Origin of the sequence: Agrobacterium tumefaciens, from assembly GCF_005221385.1 — a bacterium.
Taxonomy (GTDB): domain Bacteria; phylum Pseudomonadota; class Alphaproteobacteria; order Rhizobiales; family Rhizobiaceae; genus Agrobacterium; species Agrobacterium tomkonis.
This window is the reverse complement of sequence record NZ_CP039903.1, coordinates 2893057-2912347: the sequence shown is the minus strand read 5'-3', so window position 1 is coordinate 2912347 and position 19291 is coordinate 2893057. Positions and strand designations below refer to the sequence as shown.

The 19291-nt window shown below is 59.0% G+C and carries 21 protein-coding genes; 11 read left to right on the top strand and 10 right to left on the bottom strand.

Features of this window, described 5'->3' with window-relative positions; translation table 11 throughout:
* Positions 1 to 36: 36 nt before the first annotated feature.
* From phnE (CFBP6623_RS14475) to CFBP6623_RS14440, 7 genes are all read left to right on the top strand, one after another.
* A complete protein-coding gene (gene phnE / locus CFBP6623_RS14475) occupies positions 37 to 1023 on the top strand; it encodes a phosphonate ABC transporter, permease protein PhnE (protein WP_046799172.1) in 987 nt (328 codons plus the stop codon).
* The gene (gene phnE, locus CFBP6623_RS14470; RefSeq protein ID WP_046799171.1) at positions 1023 to 2372 is read left to right on the top strand and encodes a phosphonate ABC transporter, permease protein PhnE; all 1350 of its coding nucleotides are present in this window, start codon (positions 1023 to 1025) and stop codon (positions 2370 to 2372) included. The genes phnE (CFBP6623_RS14475) and phnE (CFBP6623_RS14470) overlap by 1 nt, the downstream gene beginning before the upstream one ends.
* 285 nt (positions 2373 to 2657) lie before the next feature.
* Positions 2658 to 3356, top strand: coding sequence for a DUF1045 domain-containing protein (locus CFBP6623_RS14465; protein WP_167379169.1), 699 nt, complete (start codon positions 2658 to 2660; stop codon positions 3354 to 3356).
* Positions 3353 to 4489 carry an alpha-D-ribose 1-methylphosphonate 5-triphosphate diphosphatase gene (locus CFBP6623_RS14460; RefSeq protein WP_046799170.1) on the top strand — a complete coding sequence of 379 codons (1137 nt, stop codon included), beginning with the start codon at positions 3353 to 3355 and terminating at the stop codon, positions 4487 to 4489. The genes CFBP6623_RS14465 and CFBP6623_RS14460 overlap by 4 nt, the downstream gene beginning before the upstream one ends.
* On the top strand, positions 4486 to 5079 hold the full coding sequence (phnN, locus tag CFBP6623_RS14455; RefSeq protein WP_046799169.1) for a phosphonate metabolism protein/1,5-bisphosphokinase (PRPP-forming) PhnN: 594 nt from the start codon (positions 4486 to 4488) through the stop codon (positions 5077 to 5079). Before CFBP6623_RS14460 ends, phnN begins: the two co-directional genes overlap by 4 nt.
* Before the next feature lie 93 nt (positions 5080 to 5172).
* Positions 5173 to 6213: a helix-turn-helix domain-containing protein gene (locus CFBP6623_RS14450; protein ID WP_046799168.1), complete on the top strand. Its 1041-nt coding sequence runs from the start codon at positions 5173 to 5175 to the stop codon at positions 6211 to 6213.
* A 468-nt stretch (positions 6214 to 6681) separates the two neighbouring features.
* Entirely contained in the window at positions 6682 to 6927 is a 246-nt protein-coding gene (locus CFBP6623_RS14440) for a LuxR C-terminal-related transcriptional regulator (protein WP_046799167.1), read from the top strand.
* A 223-nt stretch (positions 6928 to 7150) separates the two neighbouring features.
* Here CFBP6623_RS14440 and CFBP6623_RS14435 read toward each other — a convergent pair whose 3' ends face one another.
* The 8 genes from CFBP6623_RS14435 to CFBP6623_RS14400 all read right to left on the bottom strand — a co-directional run bounded on the left by CFBP6623_RS14435 (position 7151) and on the right by CFBP6623_RS14400 (position 14502).
* Positions 7151 to 8140 carry an Ldh family oxidoreductase gene (locus CFBP6623_RS14435; RefSeq protein WP_046799166.1) on the bottom strand — a complete coding sequence of 330 codons (990 nt, stop codon included), beginning with the start codon at positions 8138 to 8140 and terminating at the stop codon, positions 7151 to 7153.
* A gap of 130 nt (positions 8141 to 8270) precedes the next feature.
* A complete protein-coding gene (locus CFBP6623_RS14430) occupies positions 8271 to 9197 on the bottom strand; it encodes a TonB family protein (protein ID WP_046799165.1) in 927 nt (308 codons plus the stop codon).
* Positions 9194 to 9679, bottom strand: coding sequence for a TonB system transport protein ExbD (exbD, locus tag CFBP6623_RS14425; protein WP_046799164.1), 486 nt, complete (start codon positions 9677 to 9679; stop codon positions 9194 to 9196). Before exbD ends, CFBP6623_RS14430 begins: the two co-directional genes overlap by 4 nt.
* 6 nt (positions 9680 to 9685) lie before the next feature.
* Positions 9686 to 10894 (bottom strand): tonB-system energizer ExbB, encoded by a 1209-nt coding sequence (gene exbB, locus CFBP6623_RS14420; RefSeq protein WP_046799163.1) that lies wholly within the window; start codon positions 10892 to 10894, stop codon positions 9686 to 9688.
* A gap of 193 nt (positions 10895 to 11087) precedes the next feature.
* Complete coding sequence (gene hutC, locus CFBP6623_RS14415; RefSeq protein ID WP_046799162.1) at positions 11088 to 11825, bottom strand: histidine utilization repressor; 738 nt, start codon at positions 11823 to 11825, stop codon at positions 11088 to 11090.
* A 35-nt stretch (positions 11826 to 11860) separates the two neighbouring features.
* On the bottom strand, positions 11861 to 12646 hold the full coding sequence (locus CFBP6623_RS14410; protein WP_046799161.1) for an ABC transporter ATP-binding protein: 786 nt from the start codon (positions 12644 to 12646) through the stop codon (positions 11861 to 11863).
* Positions 12646 to 13419, bottom strand: a complete 774-nt coding sequence (locus tag CFBP6623_RS14405; RefSeq protein ID WP_046799426.1) for an ABC transporter permease — start codon at positions 13417 to 13419, stop codon at positions 12646 to 12648. The genes CFBP6623_RS14410 and CFBP6623_RS14405 overlap by 1 nt, the downstream gene beginning before the upstream one ends.
* A 141-nt stretch (positions 13420 to 13560) precedes the next feature.
* Positions 13561 to 14502 (bottom strand): ABC transporter substrate-binding protein, encoded by a 942-nt coding sequence (locus tag CFBP6623_RS14400; protein WP_046799160.1) that lies wholly within the window; start codon positions 14500 to 14502, stop codon positions 13561 to 13563.
* A 201-nt stretch (positions 14503 to 14703) separates the two neighbouring features.
* On the opposite strand from CFBP6623_RS14400, the gene CFBP6623_RS14395 reads away from it, so the two are divergent.
* Positions 14704 to 15414 (top strand): YoaK family protein, encoded by a 711-nt coding sequence (locus CFBP6623_RS14395; protein ID WP_046799159.1) that lies wholly within the window; start codon positions 14704 to 14706, stop codon positions 15412 to 15414.
* A gap of 12 nt (positions 15415 to 15426) precedes the next feature.
* Here the strand turns inward: CFBP6623_RS14395 and CFBP6623_RS14390 are convergent, their stop codons facing one another.
* Positions 15427 to 15945, bottom strand: coding sequence for a hypothetical protein (locus CFBP6623_RS14390; RefSeq protein WP_080842405.1), 519 nt, complete (start codon positions 15943 to 15945; stop codon positions 15427 to 15429).
* A 76-nt stretch (positions 15946 to 16021) separates the two neighbouring features.
* On the opposite strand from CFBP6623_RS14390, the gene CFBP6623_RS14385 reads away from it, so the two are divergent.
* A complete protein-coding gene (locus CFBP6623_RS14385) occupies positions 16022 to 16660 on the top strand; it encodes a trimeric intracellular cation channel family protein (protein WP_046799157.1) in 639 nt (212 codons plus the stop codon).
* A 73-nt stretch (positions 16661 to 16733) separates the two neighbouring features.
* Here CFBP6623_RS14385 and irrA read toward each other — a convergent pair whose 3' ends face one another.
* Complete coding sequence (irrA, locus tag CFBP6623_RS14380) at positions 16734 to 17153, bottom strand: iron response transcriptional regulator IrrA (protein ID WP_046799156.1); 420 nt, start codon at positions 17151 to 17153, stop codon at positions 16734 to 16736.
* A gap of 317 nt (positions 17154 to 17470) precedes the next feature.
* Between irrA and fabA the strand changes: the two genes are divergently transcribed.
* A complete protein-coding gene (gene fabA, locus CFBP6623_RS14370; protein ID WP_035219583.1) occupies positions 17471 to 17986 on the top strand; it encodes a 3-hydroxyacyl-[acyl-carrier-protein] dehydratase FabA in 516 nt (171 codons plus the stop codon).
* A gap of 75 nt (positions 17987 to 18061) precedes the next feature.
* A complete protein-coding gene (gene fabB, locus CFBP6623_RS14365; RefSeq protein WP_046799155.1) occupies positions 18062 to 19285 on the top strand; it encodes a beta-ketoacyl-ACP synthase I in 1224 nt (407 codons plus the stop codon).
* Positions 19286 to 19291 lie beyond the last annotated feature (6 nt).

Genomic DNA, 19291 nt, shown 5'->3' with positions numbered 1-19291 from the left:
GGCGCCGCCGCTTTTGCCAATAAAGGAAAAAGCGGCATGGCGACCTCACTGCATCATGGCACCCTCTCCCCCAAGGGATTGAGCGCATCGTCCCAGACGGTCATGCGTCATTATCAACAGCAGCTTGCGACGAGACGGATTTATACCGTTATTTCGCTCGTGATCTTCCTCGTCATCCTCGCCGCTTCCCTGAACTTCGCCAACGCGGCCAATTCAGGCAAATTCTTCGAGCGCCTGCCCTATTTCTTCGACTTCATGAAAACCTTCGTGCCGGACAGCCCGCTGGAAATCTTCCGGGCGATGTTCGACCTGCCGTCACCCTATGCGGACGGTTCGCTGAAATATAATTACGTCGCAGACCGTGTTTACATCACCGACAGCTTTTACATCCCGCACTTCATCTATCAGCTGATCATCACGCTCAACATCGCGCTTGTTTCGACAATCATCGGCACCGGCTTCGCCTTCGTGCTCTGCTTCTTCGCCTCCACCAACCTTGTCGGCGCCGGTCTCGTGCGCTGGGTGGTGCGCCGGGTGATGGAAGTGCTGCGCGCCTTTCCGGAAATCGTCGTCGCCGGCTTACTGACCGCCATTCTCTCGATCGGTCCGATTGCGGCGATCATCGCCATTTCAGTCCACACGATCGGCGCTTTGGGCAAGCTGTTCTTCGAAGTGGTGGAAAATGCCGACATGAAGCCCGATGAAGGCCTGCGCGCCGCCGGCGCCAACTGGCTGGAGCGGGTCCGTTTCGCCATCGTGCCGCAGGTTCTGCCTAACTTTGTCTCCTACGCGCTGCTGCGCGCCGAAATCAACGTGCGTGCCTCAACCATCATCGGTGCTGTCGGCGGCGGCGGCATCGGCGAGGTGTTCCGGCTGTCGATCGGCAACGATCATGCTTCCAAGACTTATGCCATCATCATCCTGCTGCTGATCACCATCATCGCCGTCGACCAGTTTTCCAGCTGGCTGCGCCGCAGACTGATCGGCCATCAATCCTTCGAATTCGGACGGGGAGCAGCCTGATGTCCTCAAGCTTCATTCTCAACACTGCCGAGCGCGAAAGGCTGACCGCCGCGCATCCCGCGATTTTCAAACGCGGCTTCATGCAGCGTTACGGTCTGCTGGTCGGTATTCTCGCCACCGTCGTTTATCTCATCAGCTGCTTTTTCTTCTTTAATGTCGGGCCGGCTTTCATGCAGGGCCGCTGGGATCGAGCCTCGAGCTATATTCAGGACTGGTATTCCTGGCGTGCCCAGCCGCGCCTGCGCTTCGAAGATGGCAAGGTGGCGCCGCAGTGGTCCAGCCGCGGGCAATATCCGGTCGACTCAAAGATCGACTGGTTGCAGCCCCTGCCGGATGGCGGCTACAGCGTGATTTATGCAGGCATGGAAAACCGCCTCGACGTGACGCCAACCCGGGTGGATGTTTATGTCGACGGCAAGAACTACCCCGTCATCATCAATGGTGAGCAGGCGCGGGCACCTGAGGAACTGCCGGAAGAAATCCAGCAGGACGGTAACAAGGTTCTCGTCCATTACGGTTTTGCCGGCCAGGCGGAAATCCGCACCAGCCAGGTCTATGTGCAGCGCCGGTTCCTCGGATGGGCAAACTTCCTGTTCGACACCAAGTCGGAATTCTGGGGTAAAGGCTATGGCGAACTCGCGGCTCTGGCGCTGTGGGGTGAGAGGCTCGATCCCGAGCGCTCGAATATCAACCACATGGTCGATGATTTCCTCGACAACAGCGTCTGGCAGCATGCCGATATTCTTTCCAAGCTGATGCAGACCCTGGTCATGGCCTTTGTGGGCACGCTGTTCGGCACGCTCGTTGCCCTGCCGCTCGCCTTCATCGCCGCGCGCAACATCACCGCCAACAGGGCTGCCAACTGGGGCATGAAGCGTCTGTTCGACTTCCTGCGTTCGATCGACATGCTGATCTGGGCTTTGTTCTTCACCCGCAGTTTCGGTCCCGGACCGATCCCCGGCATTGCCGCGATCTTCTTCACCGATACCGGAGCGCTCGGCAAGGTCTATGCCGAGGCGCTGGAGAATGTCGATGACAAGCAGCGCGAGGGCGTCAAATCGGTCGGTGCTTCCCCGATTGCCGTCAATCGTTTCGGCGTGCTTCCGCAGGTGCTGCCGGTCTTCATTTCCCAGTCGCTCTATTTCTGGGAAAGCAACACCCGCTCCGCCACTATCATCGGTGCGGTGGGTGCGGGCGGTATCGGCCTGAAGCTGCTGGAAGCGATGGGTACCAACGCCGACTGGGACAAGGTTGCCTATATGGTCCTGCTCATCCTCTTCGTCGTTTTCCTGTTCGACCATATCTCCAATTCGCTGCGTTCGCGCCTGATTGGGAAAACGCAGCATTAGGCCATAAAAGGGGCGGGACTGTATGCGAAGGCCGTAACAGCTTTCCTTTCCCCGCCCCATAAAACCACCCGCCCAAAGACGTTTTTTTGTCCCTGACGCATTCACCCCGAGGTCCGGGCGCCCCAAAGGTGCGTGCAGGGGCTTAACCGCATTTCGAATGTGCTTTTTTCCATCTGCATCATCATTCTGTCACGGAAAGCGATTACCTCGCACTCCTGACCTTGCGGGAAGCGGGCGAGTCACGCCAAATAGCTTCTCATCCCTGGTTTTCCATGACACTGAAGAGTGCTTGCCGTGCGCTACGCCATCTATTTTTCTCCGGCTAAAGATCATCCGCTGACTGAAGCAGCGTCGCGCTGGCTTGGGCGCAATGCATTTTCCGGTACGCTGCATGATGATCATGACGCCTATGCGGAAATGACGGAAGAACCCCGCCGTTACGGTTTCCACGCAACCCTGAAGGCTCCTTTCGAGCTTGCCGAAAAATACAGCGAGGCCGAGCTTCTCGCCGCCGTCGAGGGTTTTGCCGCAAGCCAGCCGGCCTTCGACATCCCGCGCGTCGTCGTTGGCGCGCTCGGACCGTTTTTCGCGTTGGTTCCAGACCGGACCTACCAGCCACTGCAGGATTTCGCGGCCGAGATCGTCGACCATTTCGACCGATTTCGCGCGCCTCTGTCCGAGACCGATATTGCCCGCCGGCGGCCACAAATGCTGACGGAGAGCCAACGGCAAAATCTGTCACTCTGGGGTTATCCGCATGTCATGGACGACTTCCGTTTTCACATGACGCTGACCGGTCGTATCGACGAGGACGACCAGCCCACCATGCAAGAGGTGCTTTCTGCGCGTTTTGCCGAATTCGTCGATCAGCCTCTCACCATTTCCGGCCTCGCTTTGTTCATTGAAGAAACGCGCGGCGCCCCCTTTACCGTTCATCGCTGGCACCCGTTTGGCCAGCAGCCAAAGAAAGATGCGAACCCATGACCGAGCACGCCCTCTCCAATGCCCGTATCGTTTTGGAAGACGATATCATTCTGGGGTCCGTTCTGATCCGCGACGGCAAGATTGCCGATATCAGTGAAGGCGCCTCCAAAACCGGGGAAGACCTCGAAGGCGATTTCCTGATCCCGGGTCTGGTGGAACTGCATACCGACCATCTAGAACAGCATTATTCACCGCGCCCCGGCGTGATCTGGGATAAGATCGCCGCCATTCAGGCCCATGATGCACAGGTTGCGTCATCAGGCATCACCACCGTATTCGATTGCCTGAGGCTCGGCTCGGACGAGGATGGCGGCTTCAAAAAGGGCGAAATGCGGGAAATGGCTGATGCCATCGAAGCGGCGGCGGATCAGAACCGCTTGCGCGCAGATCACCTGCTGCATCTGCGCTGTGAGGTCGCCTCCGCTGATGTTCTGGACCATTTCGAAGATTTCGAAACCGATCCGCGCGTGCGGCTGATTTCGCTGATGGACCACTCCCCGGGTCAGCGCCAGTTCCAGTCCATGGATCAGTACATCTTCTATTACCAGAAGAAGCGCGGGCTGAGCGACGAGGCTTTTGCCGAATTCGTGCGCCGGCGGCAGGCCGCATCGGCCGAATATTCCGCCAAGCACCGTGATTATCTGGCCGCCAGCTGCGCCAAGCGCGGCATCACCGTCGCAAGCCATGACGACGCCACCGAAGCGCATGTGGGCGAAGCCATCGGCCACGGCGTTAAACTGGCGGAATTCCCCACCAGCGTTGAGGCTGCAAAAGCCTCTCACAGCGCCGGCATGAGCGTCTTGATGGGCGCTCCGAACATCGTTCGCGGCAAGTCTCACTCCGGCAACATCGCCGCCCGCGATCTCGCCGAGATCGGCGTGCTGGATGTTCTTTCTTCCGACTATGTGCCCTTCAGCCTGCTTTTCGCACCGTTCCTGCTTGCCGATCAGGTGGAAGCCATCACCCTGCCGGAAGCGCTGCGTATGGTCACCGCCACGCCGGCTCGGACGGTTGGCCTTCTTGACCGCGGCCGTATCGCAACTGGATTGCGGGCCGATCTGGTGCGGGTTCACCGCGAAGATGGCGTGCCCGTCACCCGCTCGGTCTGGCGTCAGGGCAAGCGCGTGGCATGACCGGCAACGGAGAAGACAGCCGGCGTGAGAAAACGCCCGGCACGATGATCGTGGTTGTCGGCCCAAGCGGGGCCGGCAAGGATACGCTGATGGACTATGCGGCAAGGCAATTGTCCGGACGGCCCGGCTTTCATTTCACCCGCCGGGTGATTACCCGCAGCGGGGATGCCGGCGGCGAAAATCACGATGCCGTTTCGATGCAGGAGTTCAACCGGCTGCAGGATGAGGGCGCATTCGCCGTCTTCTGGCAGGCGCATGGGCTGAAATATGGCATCCCGGCTGCCGTCTATCGCCAACTTGAGGCGGGAGACGTGGTTATTGCCAACGGTTCCCGCTCGGCCTTGCCTGAGTTCAGTTCCGCCTTTTCCCGTCTCAGGGTGGTGAACATCGTCGCCCGGCCGGAAGTGCTGGCGCAGCGGCTGGAACAGCGCGGGCGGGAAAGCCGCGAGGATATTCTGCGGCGCCTGGAACGCAGCTCGCTTACGGTCGTCGGAGACTTTGACGTAACGACGGTGGATAATAGCGGCGCGATCGAAGATGCGGGCAAGACCATCATGCAGGTGCTGGAACAAAGCGCCGGCCGCGACTGATCTTGATATCTGAGGCCCGGGCCGCTCGACAAAAGGTCACACAAAGCTTACCATCAGGCGACAATTTCCAAACATGGTACGCCAAGGCGAGGGATGCCCGAAAAGAGGGTCAGTGACGAGATAACTGTGGTGGCTGGTCTGGCCGCCGGCGTTAGCAATTATGCGCGCTCGCGCGGCATCGATATCGTCCCCATCTGCAAGGCTCTCGATATTGATCCCGCCACTTTCGACAGTTTGACGGAGCGCATAAGCCTCGACAGATTATGCCGATTGCTCGAAACCTGCGCCTTGATTTCCGGTGACGACGCCTTCGGTCTGCAATGCGCCTCCGCTTTTCCGGCCGGCGCATCCGGTGCATTTGGTTACGGTCTGATCAGCGCGCCGACGGTGCGGGCTTTCCTGCGGTTTCTTCAGGATCACGTTTATTACGCGACCAACAACAGCAATTTTACCATGGTTGCGGATACCACACATGTAACGCTTTCCTGGTCCTTCGCGCCCGTCATCGTCAAGCGTGATCAATATGTGGATCTTTCCCTGACAGTTCTGATCCAGCGTCTTCGCGATATTCTGGGTGAGCGCATCAATCAGGTCGAAATCGGTCTGGAACGGCAGAAACCGAATAATATTCAGCTATTTAAAGAAAGAATGACCAAACGGATCAGCTTCTCCCAGGCGATCCACACGATGCGTCTTCCTGTATCGCTCCTCGACGTGGCCAATCCGAACGCAGATGAGCGGCTGTTCGAACTGATGAACCTTCAATGCCGGATGCTGCGACCGGAAACATCAGTGGATGCAACACATTTCATCGATCAGGTAAAACGGTATATGCAGATGCGGCTGTCGGATGCGGAGCTTTCACTTGGCGAAATCGCCCCCTACTTCAATCTTTCCGAACGGAGTTTTCAGCGGCGGCTTGCCGAACTTGGCACCAATCTCAACGAGATAAAGGACGCCATACGCAAAAATGCCGGCTTCAAGCTTCTGGTGGAGAGCGACCTTTCGGTTTCCGACATAAGCTATCGATTGGGATATTCGACGCCCGGTGCGTTTTCGCGCTCCGTTTCCCGCTGGTTTGGGGCGACCCCGACGGATATTCGCAAGAAACATGCGCATCATTCCGCCGGATAAAACAGATTTTCAGCACCAATATTTCGAAATTACACATTAAAATTCAGAAATATGTCGGCTTTTCCCGGCTTCTGTGCCGAAACATAACAACAAAAGCGCAAAACTTGGCGCGAGATGTTATTCTATTGGCGCAGTATATCGCCTATTAGAGCGCCGCGTGGCCCTTCGGGTGTGACGGAAAACATTCCAAAGCTTTGAATCTGCACATTGTTCTGATCCACAACCGATTCCGGTTTTGTGAGTGTCAGTGGGGCAGCGCTCCCTATGCCCCGGAACAACGTCGATGCTGGGCCGGCTGGCTGCGAAAGCGGCCATCATTGCATATTCCTGATGCCAGATGAAACCTATTGGCGAAATCGACGTTTCCGTTCGCGTGCAGACAGAACGTTCGCGGGCGGGCCTCGGGGAATGAAATCATTACCTGATCGCAAAGCCGGGAAGGTCAATCTCTTTTGAGGCAGAAAGAACATGTCTTTAAAAACGCCGCATGAACATCGCCAGACGCGCGAGATCGCCCTATCTGACCGGGAACGGCACTATCTGGGACTGGTGGCGCGGGGTAAACACCCCTCCCACATCGCCCTTGTGACCGGTGCGACCGAGGCAGAGGTGAAGGACGCGCTGGAAGTGGTGCGTAACCGGCTGGGTGCCACCAATCTGCTGAATGCCGTCAGCATTGCCCTGCTGCGTGGCCTGATCGAGCAGGATATCTAAGGCTTTTTCGCTTCAGAGGCTTATGTGGAGACGTCCCCTTCCCATAGGCCAAAACCGGATGAGCGGCTTTCTGCGTCAAAATCCCATCATTTCGATGGCGGGATGGCGGACCAAAAGCGGACCGGAAATGATTTCCTGTCCATATCGACGCAATTGAAAAGCGGCCATAAACGGTTTGCCCGGCGGATCATCAGGTCCGCCGGGTTTTTCATTTTACAGCTGTTTAAAGCGACTGGATTTCAGCGAGAATATCGCTTTCGACGACGATGCCGCTTTCCAGCGCCTGCCGGCGAACGCCCTGGCTACGGCGGCCGGGCAAACGCACATTCTCCTGCTTTTCTATCTCGCCGGCTATGAGCGCCAGTCGTTCAGTAAAGACTGCACCACCCGAGGATACCGGGTCGATGACGATGATCGTGTGGCCAAGTGATGGTGGCGCGCCCTTATCATCCAGAAGTGAAGAGGCTTCGAACGCGAAATTTCCACCGGTGAGTGCGGCGGCCATGATTTCCACCATCAGCGCCAGTGCGGCACCTTTCGCCTCGCCCGCGGGCACCATGGTTCCCTCGATGGCTTCTTCAGGGTCGGTCGTTGGCCGGCCGTTTCTGTCGAGCGCCCAGTCACCCGGAATAGTCTCGCCCTTCTGGCGGGCCGCCATGATCTTTCCGCGCGCGACCTTGGAAAGCGCCAGATCGATCACCAGAGGATCGGAGCTACCAACCGGGGTAGCGAATGCGATCGGATTGGTGCCATATAGCGGTTTGTTGCCACCCCACGGGGCCATGGATGCCGGCGCATTGGCGAACATCAGCGCGACAAGACCCATCTCGGCAAAACGCTCGACAGTTAATGCCATGACGCCGGCGTGATGGGAACGATGGATGGCGGCAAGCGCAATGCCCTGCTGCCGGGCCATTTCAGGCAACTGCTCCAGCGCGCAATCAATCGCCGGATAGGCATAGCCGTGGTTGGCGTCGATCGACAGCACGCCCGGCTTAACGTGCGTCGCCACCGGCCGCGCCTTGCCATCGACTTTTCCCACCCGCGCCTGGCGGACATAAACGGGGATACGGCGAAAACCGTGACCGCTCTGGCCGGCAGCTTCAGATGCGACGAGCGCCTTCGCGACCGAGCGGGCGTTTTGCGGCAGAACGCCGTTGCGCTCAAAGATAGAGGATACGAGATCCTCCGCCTCTGCTATTGAGAATTTCATTCCGGAATGCCTCTGCTTGGTAAAGTCGACAAAGACCTACACCATCGAAAACATTCGCGAAATCTTATTCACGCGCAAACGGATATGCGCGTGAGGAATAGTGGACATATCCGTTTGATTTAAACGGGCTCTAGCGGATGCTGATCGGTAGCGTGATCGTCTTGCTTGCTTCCGGAGGCGGAGCAGGCACAGGTGACGCACTCTGAATCCAGGCCGCAATCTGCTGGTCGATTGAGGAATCGCCGGTAGATTGGACCACGCTGACCCCGCTGATCGCGCCTGCATCATTGACCCTGAACCGCACCGTTGCTGTCATTGCATCACTGCGAAGCGAACGTGGCTTGCGCCGCTGGATATGTGAGCGAACCTTCGATCCCCACTTTGCCGGTGAGGCGGAAGAAGAAGAAAAGAACCCGGCATTGTTGCGCGATGCCGCTGTCCTGTCGGACTGCTGTGCCTCGGCCTTTGCCGTTTCACGCAATTCCGATGCCTGCTGCGGTTTGGGGCGCTGGCGCTCGACCTTCTTTTTCTCTTCCGGCTCTTTCTTTTCGACCTTCTTTTCAACGGGCGGCGGTGGCGGCCGAATGACAGGCAAGGGAACCTCGATATTTTCGAGTTCCGCCATCATCTGTTCCTGCACGGGGTCGATCTGCTCTACCGGCTCAGGAATTTCCTGCGGCTCGACAATCTCCTCAACCGGCGGTTCCGGCGGCTGCAGGGGTTCCGGCGGTGGCGTTTCCGCAACCGGTTCCGGTGGCGGCGGTTCCTCCGGTGGAGGTTCCTCCATCGGCTGGCTGTTGTCGCTCTTTACCTCTTCGGCGTCCTCGACGTCCTGCGCCGGTGTCGTTTCCTCGGTGTGGACGGCTTCCGGTATCGCCGCCATCTCGATCATGATCGCAGCTGGCGGCGGCCCGCCGGCATCGAGTTCTTCCGGTTCCTGCATCAGATAATAGGCAAAACCGGCATGAACGCTCAGCATCAGCAGCGCCGCGGCGGACCACAGCGTCACTTCCCCCAGACGGGAATGTCGGGACTGCGGGTAGCCGTTTTCAGTCATGGCGCCGTTCCCGGCGCCGTCGGCGCGGCGGGCTGGGCAGCATTGGCGGGCGGCGATGCCGCACCGACATTTTCCAGACCCACCAGGGCGATCTTCAGATAGCCGGCATCCCTAAGCAGGTTCATGATTTCCATGAAGTGACCGTAGTCGACGGCCTTGTCGGCGCGCAGGAAAATGCGCGTATCCTTCTTGCCACCCGTCTGCCGGTCGATCGAGGCCGCCAGTGCTTCCCGGGCAACGACATCATTGCCGAGGTTAAGCGAGAGATCGTCCTTGACCGTCAGATAAAGCGGTTCTTCCGGACGCTCCGCCGGCTTGGCGGTGGATGCGGGAAGATCGACATTCACATCCACCGTGGCCAACGGCGCAGCCACCATGAAGATGATGAGCAGAACCAGCATCACGTCGATGAATGGCGTGACGTTGATCTCGTGGTTTTCGGAGAGATCGTCTCCGCTATTTTCGCGAATACCGCCAGCCATGACCGATCACCGTCCAACCAGCGAGACTGCGGGCTTGCTGGTGCTGCCCGGCGGAATGCGGCGGAAATCGAGGTCGCGGCTCACGAGGCGCTCCACGCCGGCGGCGGCATCCGCCAGCAGATGACGGTAACCGGTGATGGAGCGGGCAAAGACGTTGTAGATCACCACCGCCGGAATAGCGGCAACGAGGCCGATGGCGGTGGCGAGCAGCGCCTCGGCAATGCCCGGCGCCACGACGGCAAGGTTGGTGGTCTGTGATTCCGAAATGCTGATGAAGGAGTTCATGATGCCCCAGACCGTGCCGAACAGGCCGACGAAAGGAGCGGTGGAACCGATTGTCGCCAAAGCACCGGTTCCGCGTGACATGCGGCGACCGGCATGGGTTTCAATACGCGACAGTGCCGAGGAGACACGCTCCTTGATGCCACCGCCGTCCGTGTGTTCGACCACCGCATCGGAAAGCTGCATTTCATGGGTTGCCATGCGCAGCATGAGTGCCGCCGGTCCGCCCTTGTTTTCGACGGCATCGGTCGCTTCCGTCAGGGTTTTCGCCCTGCGAATGACCTTGAGCGTTGCCCCGGCACGCACCCGCGCACCCGCAAGCTCGATAGACTTCGCCACCCAGACCGTCCAGGTGACGAGCGACGCGAAGGCAAGACCGATCATCACGCCCTTCACGACCCAGTCCGCGGCCATGAACATGCCCCATGGCGACAGGTTATGCGGGATGTCCGCACGATGCTCGGCGCTAGTGGGTTCGGCACTAGCGGGTTGGGTGCTGGCGGGCTCGGGGTTGGCGGGCTCTACCGGAGTGGAGACTTCGTTCGGCGCAAGCGTTCCATTCGTCTGGGGTGGCTGCTCGGTCTGCGTCGGCTGCGGCGCAGCGCCTTCAGTTGCGGGCTGAGCAGGTGCAGGCTGGTTCGATGGCGGCTGGACGGGGGCAGCGGCCGGCTGTTCCGGTGCGGTTGCGGACGGCGGCGCAACAGGCTGGAGTGCCGGAGCGCTCGGCGTCGCTGGCGTTTCCACCGGCGGCTGGGCGGGCTGAACCGTTTCCGCCTGAGGCGCGGGCTGGGCCTGTGGTTCGGATGCTGTCTGAGCCAAACCCGCGCCTGCACTCAGCCCGGCCAGCAGTGTAACTGCCACAGCGAGGGAAACATGCCGTGTTTTGTTTGCCCTGGTGAAGGACGCGGAAGAAGTGGAGGTCTCAGCTGACATAATTTTTATCCCGGATTTCCGTCGATGAACTCATCCGTAGATTGGCCGGTTCGTGAAAGCCGGGGTCATGAACGGATGCCGTCGTGAAAGCTTGACGTTCCGATAATAAACCTGAGTTCTTTTGACAACTATTATATTATCAAAAGACGACCCGTAAACTCTTCTTTACAAAAAAGTGACCGCTCGCGTGGCCTCAGCCGTTTTGCGACGGCGAAAATTGCGCCACCAGGGCATGCCGGTCGCCGGGATAGGTCACCCGAACGCGGGTGACGTAATCCGTCCCGTGCCAGGTACGGCGGTCGATGACCAGACATGCTGCACCGGATGCGATGCCCAACGCCACCGCATTCTTGCGGTCGGCGGAGACTGCGCTGATGCGATGTTCGGCTGCACTCCAGGGCACCATCTTCAACAGCCAGGTGCCCGGACCGGTCTGCGAAAAATCCGTAAATTCCGCCTCCGGGACGGCGGTGACATTTATAATGCGTTCTTCAAGGCAAAAGGGAATGCCGCCGGCAAAGTGCGTGCAGGTGAGTTCCAGCACCCGGGCGTCGGCGGCAAGCGCCATTGCCGCGCTGTCTTTTTCACCCGCAGGGCGCAGACGTCGCTTGTCTAGACGGTATCCGTAAACGAGGCCGAGGGCCTGAACCTCCCGCTCGATATCATGGATTTCCAGCACGGCCGATTGCGCATGGGGCTGGCGAACGAAGGTGCCGAGGCGTCGGCGTCTTTCAATCAGGCCGCGCTGCACCAACTCGCCCAACGCCTTGTTCACCGTCATGCGCGAACAGGCATATTGCCGGGTCATCTCGTGTTCGAAGGGAATACGATAGCCCGGCGGCCATTCGCCTGACATGATATGGCGCTCGACATCGTTGCGGATGCGCTCGTGCAGTGATTTCTCCTGAAGATCGGCGCCTGTACTCCTCATCCCGATGCTTCTCTCCTCCCGGTTCGCTGGATCAACTATCCATGGGCAGCGGCGGCGATCGCCTCGCTGCGGATTTCCTCCGTCAGCTTCGCGCGCAGCTGCGAAAATTCCGGGCTGGCCTTGACGGTGTAGTGACGCGGATGCGGCAGGTCGACCGGCGTGATCGACTTGATGCGACCCGGCCTTGCCGACATGGTCACCACACGCGATGCCATGAAGACCGCTTCTTCGATGTCATGGGTGACGAAAATGACGGTCTTCTGCTCCCGCTCCCAGATGCCGAGCAGCAATTCCTGCATCAGCCCGCGCGTCTGGTTGTCGAGAGCGCCAAAAGGCTCATCAAGCAGCAGGATTTTCGGGCCGTTCGCCAGGGCGCGGGCAATGGCCGTTCTCTGCTGCATGCCGCCGGACAGCTGTTTCGGCCAATGGTTCTCGAAACCGCGCAGGCCGACCTTATCGATATAACTATCGACGATCTCCCATTTTTCCTTCTCGGCGACGCCGCGTTCGCGCAGACCGAAGGCGACGTTTTCGCGGATCGTCAGCCAGGGAAACAGCGTGTAGGACTGGAACACCATGCCGCGATCCGCTCCCGGTCCCGTCACCGCCTTGCCGGACAGCAGGACCTCGCCGGTCGTCGGGCGGTCAAGCCCGGCGATGATGCGCAGCAGGGTCGATTTTCCGCAGCCCGACGGGCCAAGGATGGTAACGAAATCATTTCGCGGGATTTCCAGATTGGTCGGCTGCAAGGCCAGTGTCGGCTGCCCGCCCTGCACGCCCGGAAAGGTGCGGCTGACGCCCTTGATAACGAGTTCGCTCATCAGGCAAGCCTCCAGGCGAAAAGCTTCCGGTTCAGCGATTTGAACGCGAAATCGGAAATGAGGCCGATAACACCGATGACGATGATGCCGAAGATGATCTGGCCGGTCGCCATCAACGCCTGGCTGTTGATAATCATATAACCGATGCCCGAGGAAGCACCGATGAGTTCGGCGACGATGACATAGGTCCAGGCCCAGCCGAGAACGAGACGGAGGATTTCGGCAATGTCAGGCGCATTGGCGGGAATAAGGACACGGCGCACCACACCCCGGTCTTTCGCACCCAGCGTGTAGGCGGCCTCCACCAGATCGCGCCGCGTGCCGGCGACAGCCACGGCCACCATCAGGATGATCTGGAAGACCGCGCCGATGAAGATAACCAGTAGTTTCTGCATCTCACCAATGCCGGCCCAAAGAATAAGCAGCGGCACGAAGGCGGAAGCCGGGAGGTAGCGGGCGAAGGATACGAAGGGCTCAAGCAAAGCCTCGATGGGCTTATAAGCCCCCATGGCGATGCCAACAGGCACGGCGACGACCGACGCCAGCACAAAACCGCCCACCACGCGCCAGATGGTCATGCCGATATCACTGGCAAAGCCCTGATCGGTCAGCAGATAGATGCCGTCCTTCAGCATGGTGATGGGGTCGGCCAGAAAAGTCGGCGATACGAAGCCGCCCAGCGTGGCGAGGCCCCAGGCGGAGAAAAACAGCACGAAGAACAGAATGCCGAGGGCAATTCTCGTGCTGTTCCTGATGGGTTGAAGTGGTTGCATTCTGTCGCCTGTGTGGGAGAACCAGCGCGGCAGCTGCGCCGCGGCCTCAAGGCGCCTCACGCCATTCGCGGCGTAGAAGACGCTTTCCTGCATGTCATTGGCGGCAACATTCCGGCAGGGGAATGAAGCCGCCTGTGGGCGTTACTTGATGAAGGATGTATCCGCGAGCGTCGAAAGATCGGGCTTCGACTTGATCACGCCGATTTCGAGAAGCAGATCGGCCGACTTTTCGGAGAAGGTCTTGAACTCACCTTCGAAGAATTTCTGGTTGGCGGCCTTGTCCTGCCATTCCAGGAACTTTGCCGAAGCCGCAAAGGCCTCTCCCGCCTGCTTCACATCGGCACCCATCGTCGCATAGGATTTCTCAGGGTCCGCCTTGATGAGGTCGAGCGCCTGGAAATAGCTGTCCGCCAGGGCTTTCGCCGCCTGCGGATTGTCCTTCAGGAAATCCGGTGTGCAGCCGAACGTATCCATAACAGCGGGATAATCGAGCGTCGTGGCGAGGATTTTGCCCTTGTCGGGGGCAGCGCGCACGGTGGACAGATAGGGTTCATAGGTCATGGCCGCATCATTCTGGCCGGCGACGAATGCCTGCGCGGCCGGTCCCGGCTCAAGGTTGACGACCTTCACATCCTTCAGGGTCATGCCGTTTTCCTTGAGGATCCAGGCAAGGAAGAAATAGGGAGAGGTGCCCGGCGCGGAAGCGGCAATCGTCTTGCCCTTGAGGTCCGCGACCTTTGAGACGTCGCTGCGCACCGCGATACCATCGGCACCATGGGATTTGTCCATCTGGAAAATCTGGGTCGCTTTCACGCCATTGGCGTTCCAGGCGATCCATGTTTCCACCGTGGTGGCGGCGCACTGGATGTCACCGGAAGCGAGGGCCAGATGCCGGCTGGCCTGCGGTATCTTCTTGATATCGACCTTCAGGCCGTTCTTTTCAAAAATACCCGCCTGCTTGGCAAGGGTAAGCGGCGCAAAACCGGTCCAGCCGGACATGCCGATGGTCACCGATGTCTCAGCATAGGCGGAAGCGGATGAGAGAAGCGCTGCAATTGTGGCGATAACCCACGTTTTTTTCATGGTCTGAACCCCTTTTGATTTATTTTTGTGCGACATTTTTTATCGCTTTATTTGAGGCATCGTAGGCAGGGTTTTTAGATTTGTCTAGACAAAGTAGAGGCGTTTGCTCGCTTCCGGAAAGATTGCAAATCGGGCACCTACCGTCCTACACATAGAGTTATACGGACCTGCACCGGTTCGCCGTTTTCGCATCGAGCTGCCATGACCAGACAGAGACGTCGCAACATCATCAAGGCAAGGCGCACCGGAACCGGCATTGCGCTGGTTGCCGCCATTTCCTTCATCGCCGGCATGACGGATGCGGTGGGTCTTTACGTTTCCGGAGATTTCGTCTCCTTCATGACTGGCAACACCACACGCGCTGCAGTCTCGATGGAGGCAGGCATATACGCCCACGCCGTCAAACTGCTTTTCGCCATCGTCGCCTTCGTGGCGGGCAATGCCGGCGGCATCGTGGTGGCGCATAAATTCGACCGACGCATCTTTGCGGTTCTTATGACGGTGGGCGGGCTGCTGGCGATTGCGGCACTGCTGCGCGACGAGGCTTCCGGTCTCGTGCAATTTTATCTCGTCGTTTTTGCCATGGGCATGGTCAATGCCGCCGTGGAGCATATTGAGGGGCTGCCTATCGGGCTGACCTATGTAACCGGCGCCCTTTCCCGTTTCGGTCGCGGCATCGGTCGCTTTCTGCTCGGCGAACGCAGCCTCGACTGGGGCATCCAGATCGTACCATGGCTCGGCATGATCACCGGCGCAATCTGCGGCGCCGTGTTAGGCGCCACACTGCATTCGGATGCCCTATGGGTGGTTGCGGCTTCGGTTTTCGCTATAGGCTTCGCCACCCTCGTCATTCCGCGCTCGCTTCGCCAGCGATACAATCAGAGGGTCAAAATCCGGCGGATTGCGCCATAAGGACTGCCGCCGTCACTTTCGCGAAATGGTGACGAATTTCGTGCCGCGCACCCGCACCGTCATCAGGCAAGGCTCCTTGTCGGTGCGTTCGCAATAACGCGGATGCATCTTCAGCACGAAGACCATGTTGCCGAAACGCTTGATGAAATCGTAGCCGTAAATTCGGGCCGTGGCGATCATCAGATAACCGCCCTCCTTCACCTGGACATAGAAATTGTAAGGGCATCCCTCGTCGTCACAGGCGCGGCCTTTTTCGCCGTCGCAATCCAGAACACCGTGATTGACGACGGCATCCATCAGCCCGTCATTATTGATATCCAGCCGTATGACAAAATCGTCGCCGAAGGCCGCCACCTTGCACTCCTTGCGGAAATGGTCCTTTTCATAAATCTCGGGATCGTTCACCAGCTGCTGCTGTGCCGCCAGCGCCACCGGAAACATCAGAAGAACCAGTGTCTGAAGAGCGACAACGATAGCGATTCGCACGGCATTTTCCTTTGCATCCGTTTCGGTTATGGATGTTGCGATCATCCGGGCGGCCAGCCTAGAGTTTAGTGCTTGCGCGACACTGACGTGTTCGCAGCCCATGTTTCGGGGGAACCTTTTTATGACACTGCTGGGTTTTCTCGACTATGCCGGTGTCGCCATCTTTGCCGCAACCGGTGCCCTGGCCGCCTCGCGCAAGCAGCTCGACCTGATCGGTTTCCTGTTTTTCGCAGCCGCGACCGGGATCGGCGGTGGCACGGTGCGTGACCTCGTGCTGGGCAGGGCGCCGGTCTTCTGGGTGGTGAACCCAACCTATATTCTGGTCTGCGTATCGGTCGCTGTCCTGCTGTTCTTTACAGCACATCTTTTCGAATCCCGTTACCGGGTGCTGCTATGGCTCGATGCCCTTGGCCTCTCCGCTTATTGCGTGATGGGGGCAGCCAAGGGCCTCGCCGCAAGCGGCTCTGCAACGGTTGCCATTGTCACCGGTGTTCTGACGGCCACATTCGGCGGCGTGCTGCGCGATATTCTCGCCGGGGAACCCTCCGTGCTTCTGCGACCGGAAATCTACATCACCTGCGCGCTTTTGGGCTCTTCCACCTTCATTGTCGTCTATTTCCTCGGCGCACCGCTTTATGCCGCATCCGCCGCCGGCGTATTGACGGCTTTCGGCGTCCGGTCTGGAGCGCTGATCTTCGGATGGACTTTCCCGCCCTACAGGGCCAAGCCCGGCAGGCGCCCCGAAGATATCATGAAGTGAGCGGGCTAAAGCCGCCTGAAACAGAAATGGCGCCCGTGGGCGCCATTTTCATTTCCGGTATCTGCCGAGGGCCTCAGCCGCGCTTGCGGCGAAGGCGGATGACCACATCTACATGGGCGATTTCCATGCCTTCAGGCGCTTCCGGCAGGTTGCCGATGTGGAGATTGTTGACGGGGATGTCGAGAACCTCGTTCTCGCCCTCAACGAAGAAATGGTGGTGATCCGACACGTTGGTGTCGAAATAGGTGCGCGCACCCTCGACAGCCAGAACGCGGATGAGGCCGGCCTCGGTAAACTGATGCAGCGTGTTATAGACCGTGGCGAGAGAAACAGGCACGCCAGCGGTGACCGCCTCATCGTGCAGTTCCTCGACCGTCAGGTGGCGATCACCCTTTGCGAAGAGAAGATCGCCCAAAGCCACACGCTGACGCGTGGGGCGCAGCCCCGAGCGCCGCAGCCTCGTTCCGATATCCAAAGTGGCGTCAAATGCCATGCAATCCCATTCCAAGCACAGGGGTGAAATTCACCAATTGCATTAGCATATATCTTTTGCAGCGAATGCTTTCAATAGTTTCAGCGCCGCGAGACGCGGCAAATGGCGGCAAACCGGCCATTCTTGCAAATTTCCTCTGGTTCCTGCCGGATGGTTCCTGTATGCGGACGACATATTGAGGTAATGACTTCTGCAAAGAAGGTTCTGAAGACAAAGAATGGGGGCGAAACGGCCTCTGCCCTTGCAGCGCTTCATTTTGAACCTAACTTGCTCTAGTGAAGTCAATCAACACCAGTAACTGGGGAAGTGAAAGCGGTATGGCAACGAGGCAATCAAGTTACAATTATGAGGAGATCCTGTCCTGCGGTCGCGGCGAATTGTTCGGCCCGGGAAATGCCCAGCTCCCATTGCCCCCCATGCTCATGGTTCACCGCATCACCGAAATTTCCGAAACCGGCGGCGCGTTCGACAAGGGTTTCATCCGCGCCGAATACGATGTCAGCCCCGATGACTGGTATTTTCCCTGCCACTTCCAGGGCAACCCGATCATGCCGGGCTGCCTCGGCCTTGACGGCATGTGGCAGCTGACCGGTTTCTTCCTCGGCTGGCTGGGTGAAGAAGGCCGCGGCATGGCGCTTTCCACCGGCGAAGTCAAATTCAAGGGCATGGTTCGCCCGAACACCAAGCTCCTGCAATACGGTATCGATTTCAAGCGTGTGATGCGCGGCCGTCTGGTGCTTGGAACCGCCGACGGCTGGCTGAAGGCCGACGGAGAAACCATTTATCAGGCGACGGACCTTCGTGTAGGGCTGTCGAAAGAAAAGACCGCCTGAAGCAGACGGAATAAGTCTTGGCAAGGCCGGGCGGCGTCGGTCGTCCAGCCGAAATCTTAAGAAAAGGTCCCTTTCATGAGACGAGTTGTTGTCACCGGCCTCGGTATTGTTTCTTCCATCGGCGGTGATGCCGCTGAAGTCACCGCATCGTTGCGCGATGCCAAATCCGGCATTTCATTTTCGCCGGATTTTGCCGAACACGGTTTCAAATGCCAGGTCTGGGGCAAACCGTCTCTCGACCCGACCGATCTGGTCGACCGCCGCGCCATGCGCTTCCTGTCGCAGGGCGGCGCGTGGAACCATGTCGCCATGAAACAGGCGATCGCCGATTCCGGTCTCGAAGAGAGCGACATCAGCGGCAATGAACGCACCGGCATCATCATGGGTTCGGGCGGTCCTTCCACCCGCACCATCGTTGAAGCGGCCGATATCACGCTGAAGAACAACAGCCCGAAGCGTATCGGCCCCTTCGCAGTGCCGAAGGCCATGTCGTCCACCGCGTCCGCGACACTCGCCACCTGGTTCAAGATCCACGGCGTCAACTATTCGATCTCGTCAGCCTGCTCCACCTCGGCGCATTGCATCGGCAACGCCGCCGAGATGATCCAGTGGGGCAAGCAGGATGTGATGTTTGCAGGCGGCCACGAAGACCTCGACTGGTCGATGTCCAACCTCTTCGACGCCATGGGCGCAATGTCGTCCAAATATAACGAAACGCCTTCCCTCGCTTCGCGGGCCTATGACGTTAATCGCGACGGCTTCGTCATCGCTGGCGGCGCTGGCGTGCTGGTTCTCGAAGAGCTGGAACATGCAAAGGCGCGTGGTGCGAAGATTTACGCCGAGATCGTCGGTTACGGGGCAACCTCCGACGGTTACGACATGGTGGCTCCATCAGGCGAAGGCGCGATCCGCTGCATGCGGCAGGCACTCGCCACCGTCAAGGGCGACATCGACTACATCAATACCCACGGCACCTCGACGCCGGTTGGCGACAGCAAGGAAATCGGTGCGATCCGGGAAGTCTTCGGCGACAGGATCCCGCATATCCAGTCGACCAAGTCCCTCACGGGCCATTCGCTCGGTGCGGCCGGCGTGCAGGAATCGATCTACGGCCTGTTGATGATGCAGGAACGCTTCATCGGCGAAAGCGCACATATTTCCGAACTTGACCCGGAATTTGCGGGCGTTCCGATCGTTCGCAGCCGCATCGACAACGCCAAGATCGACACCATCCTTTCCAATTCCTTCGGCTTCGGCGGCACCAACGCCACGCTGGTCTTCCAGCGTCATAACGGATAATTGCCC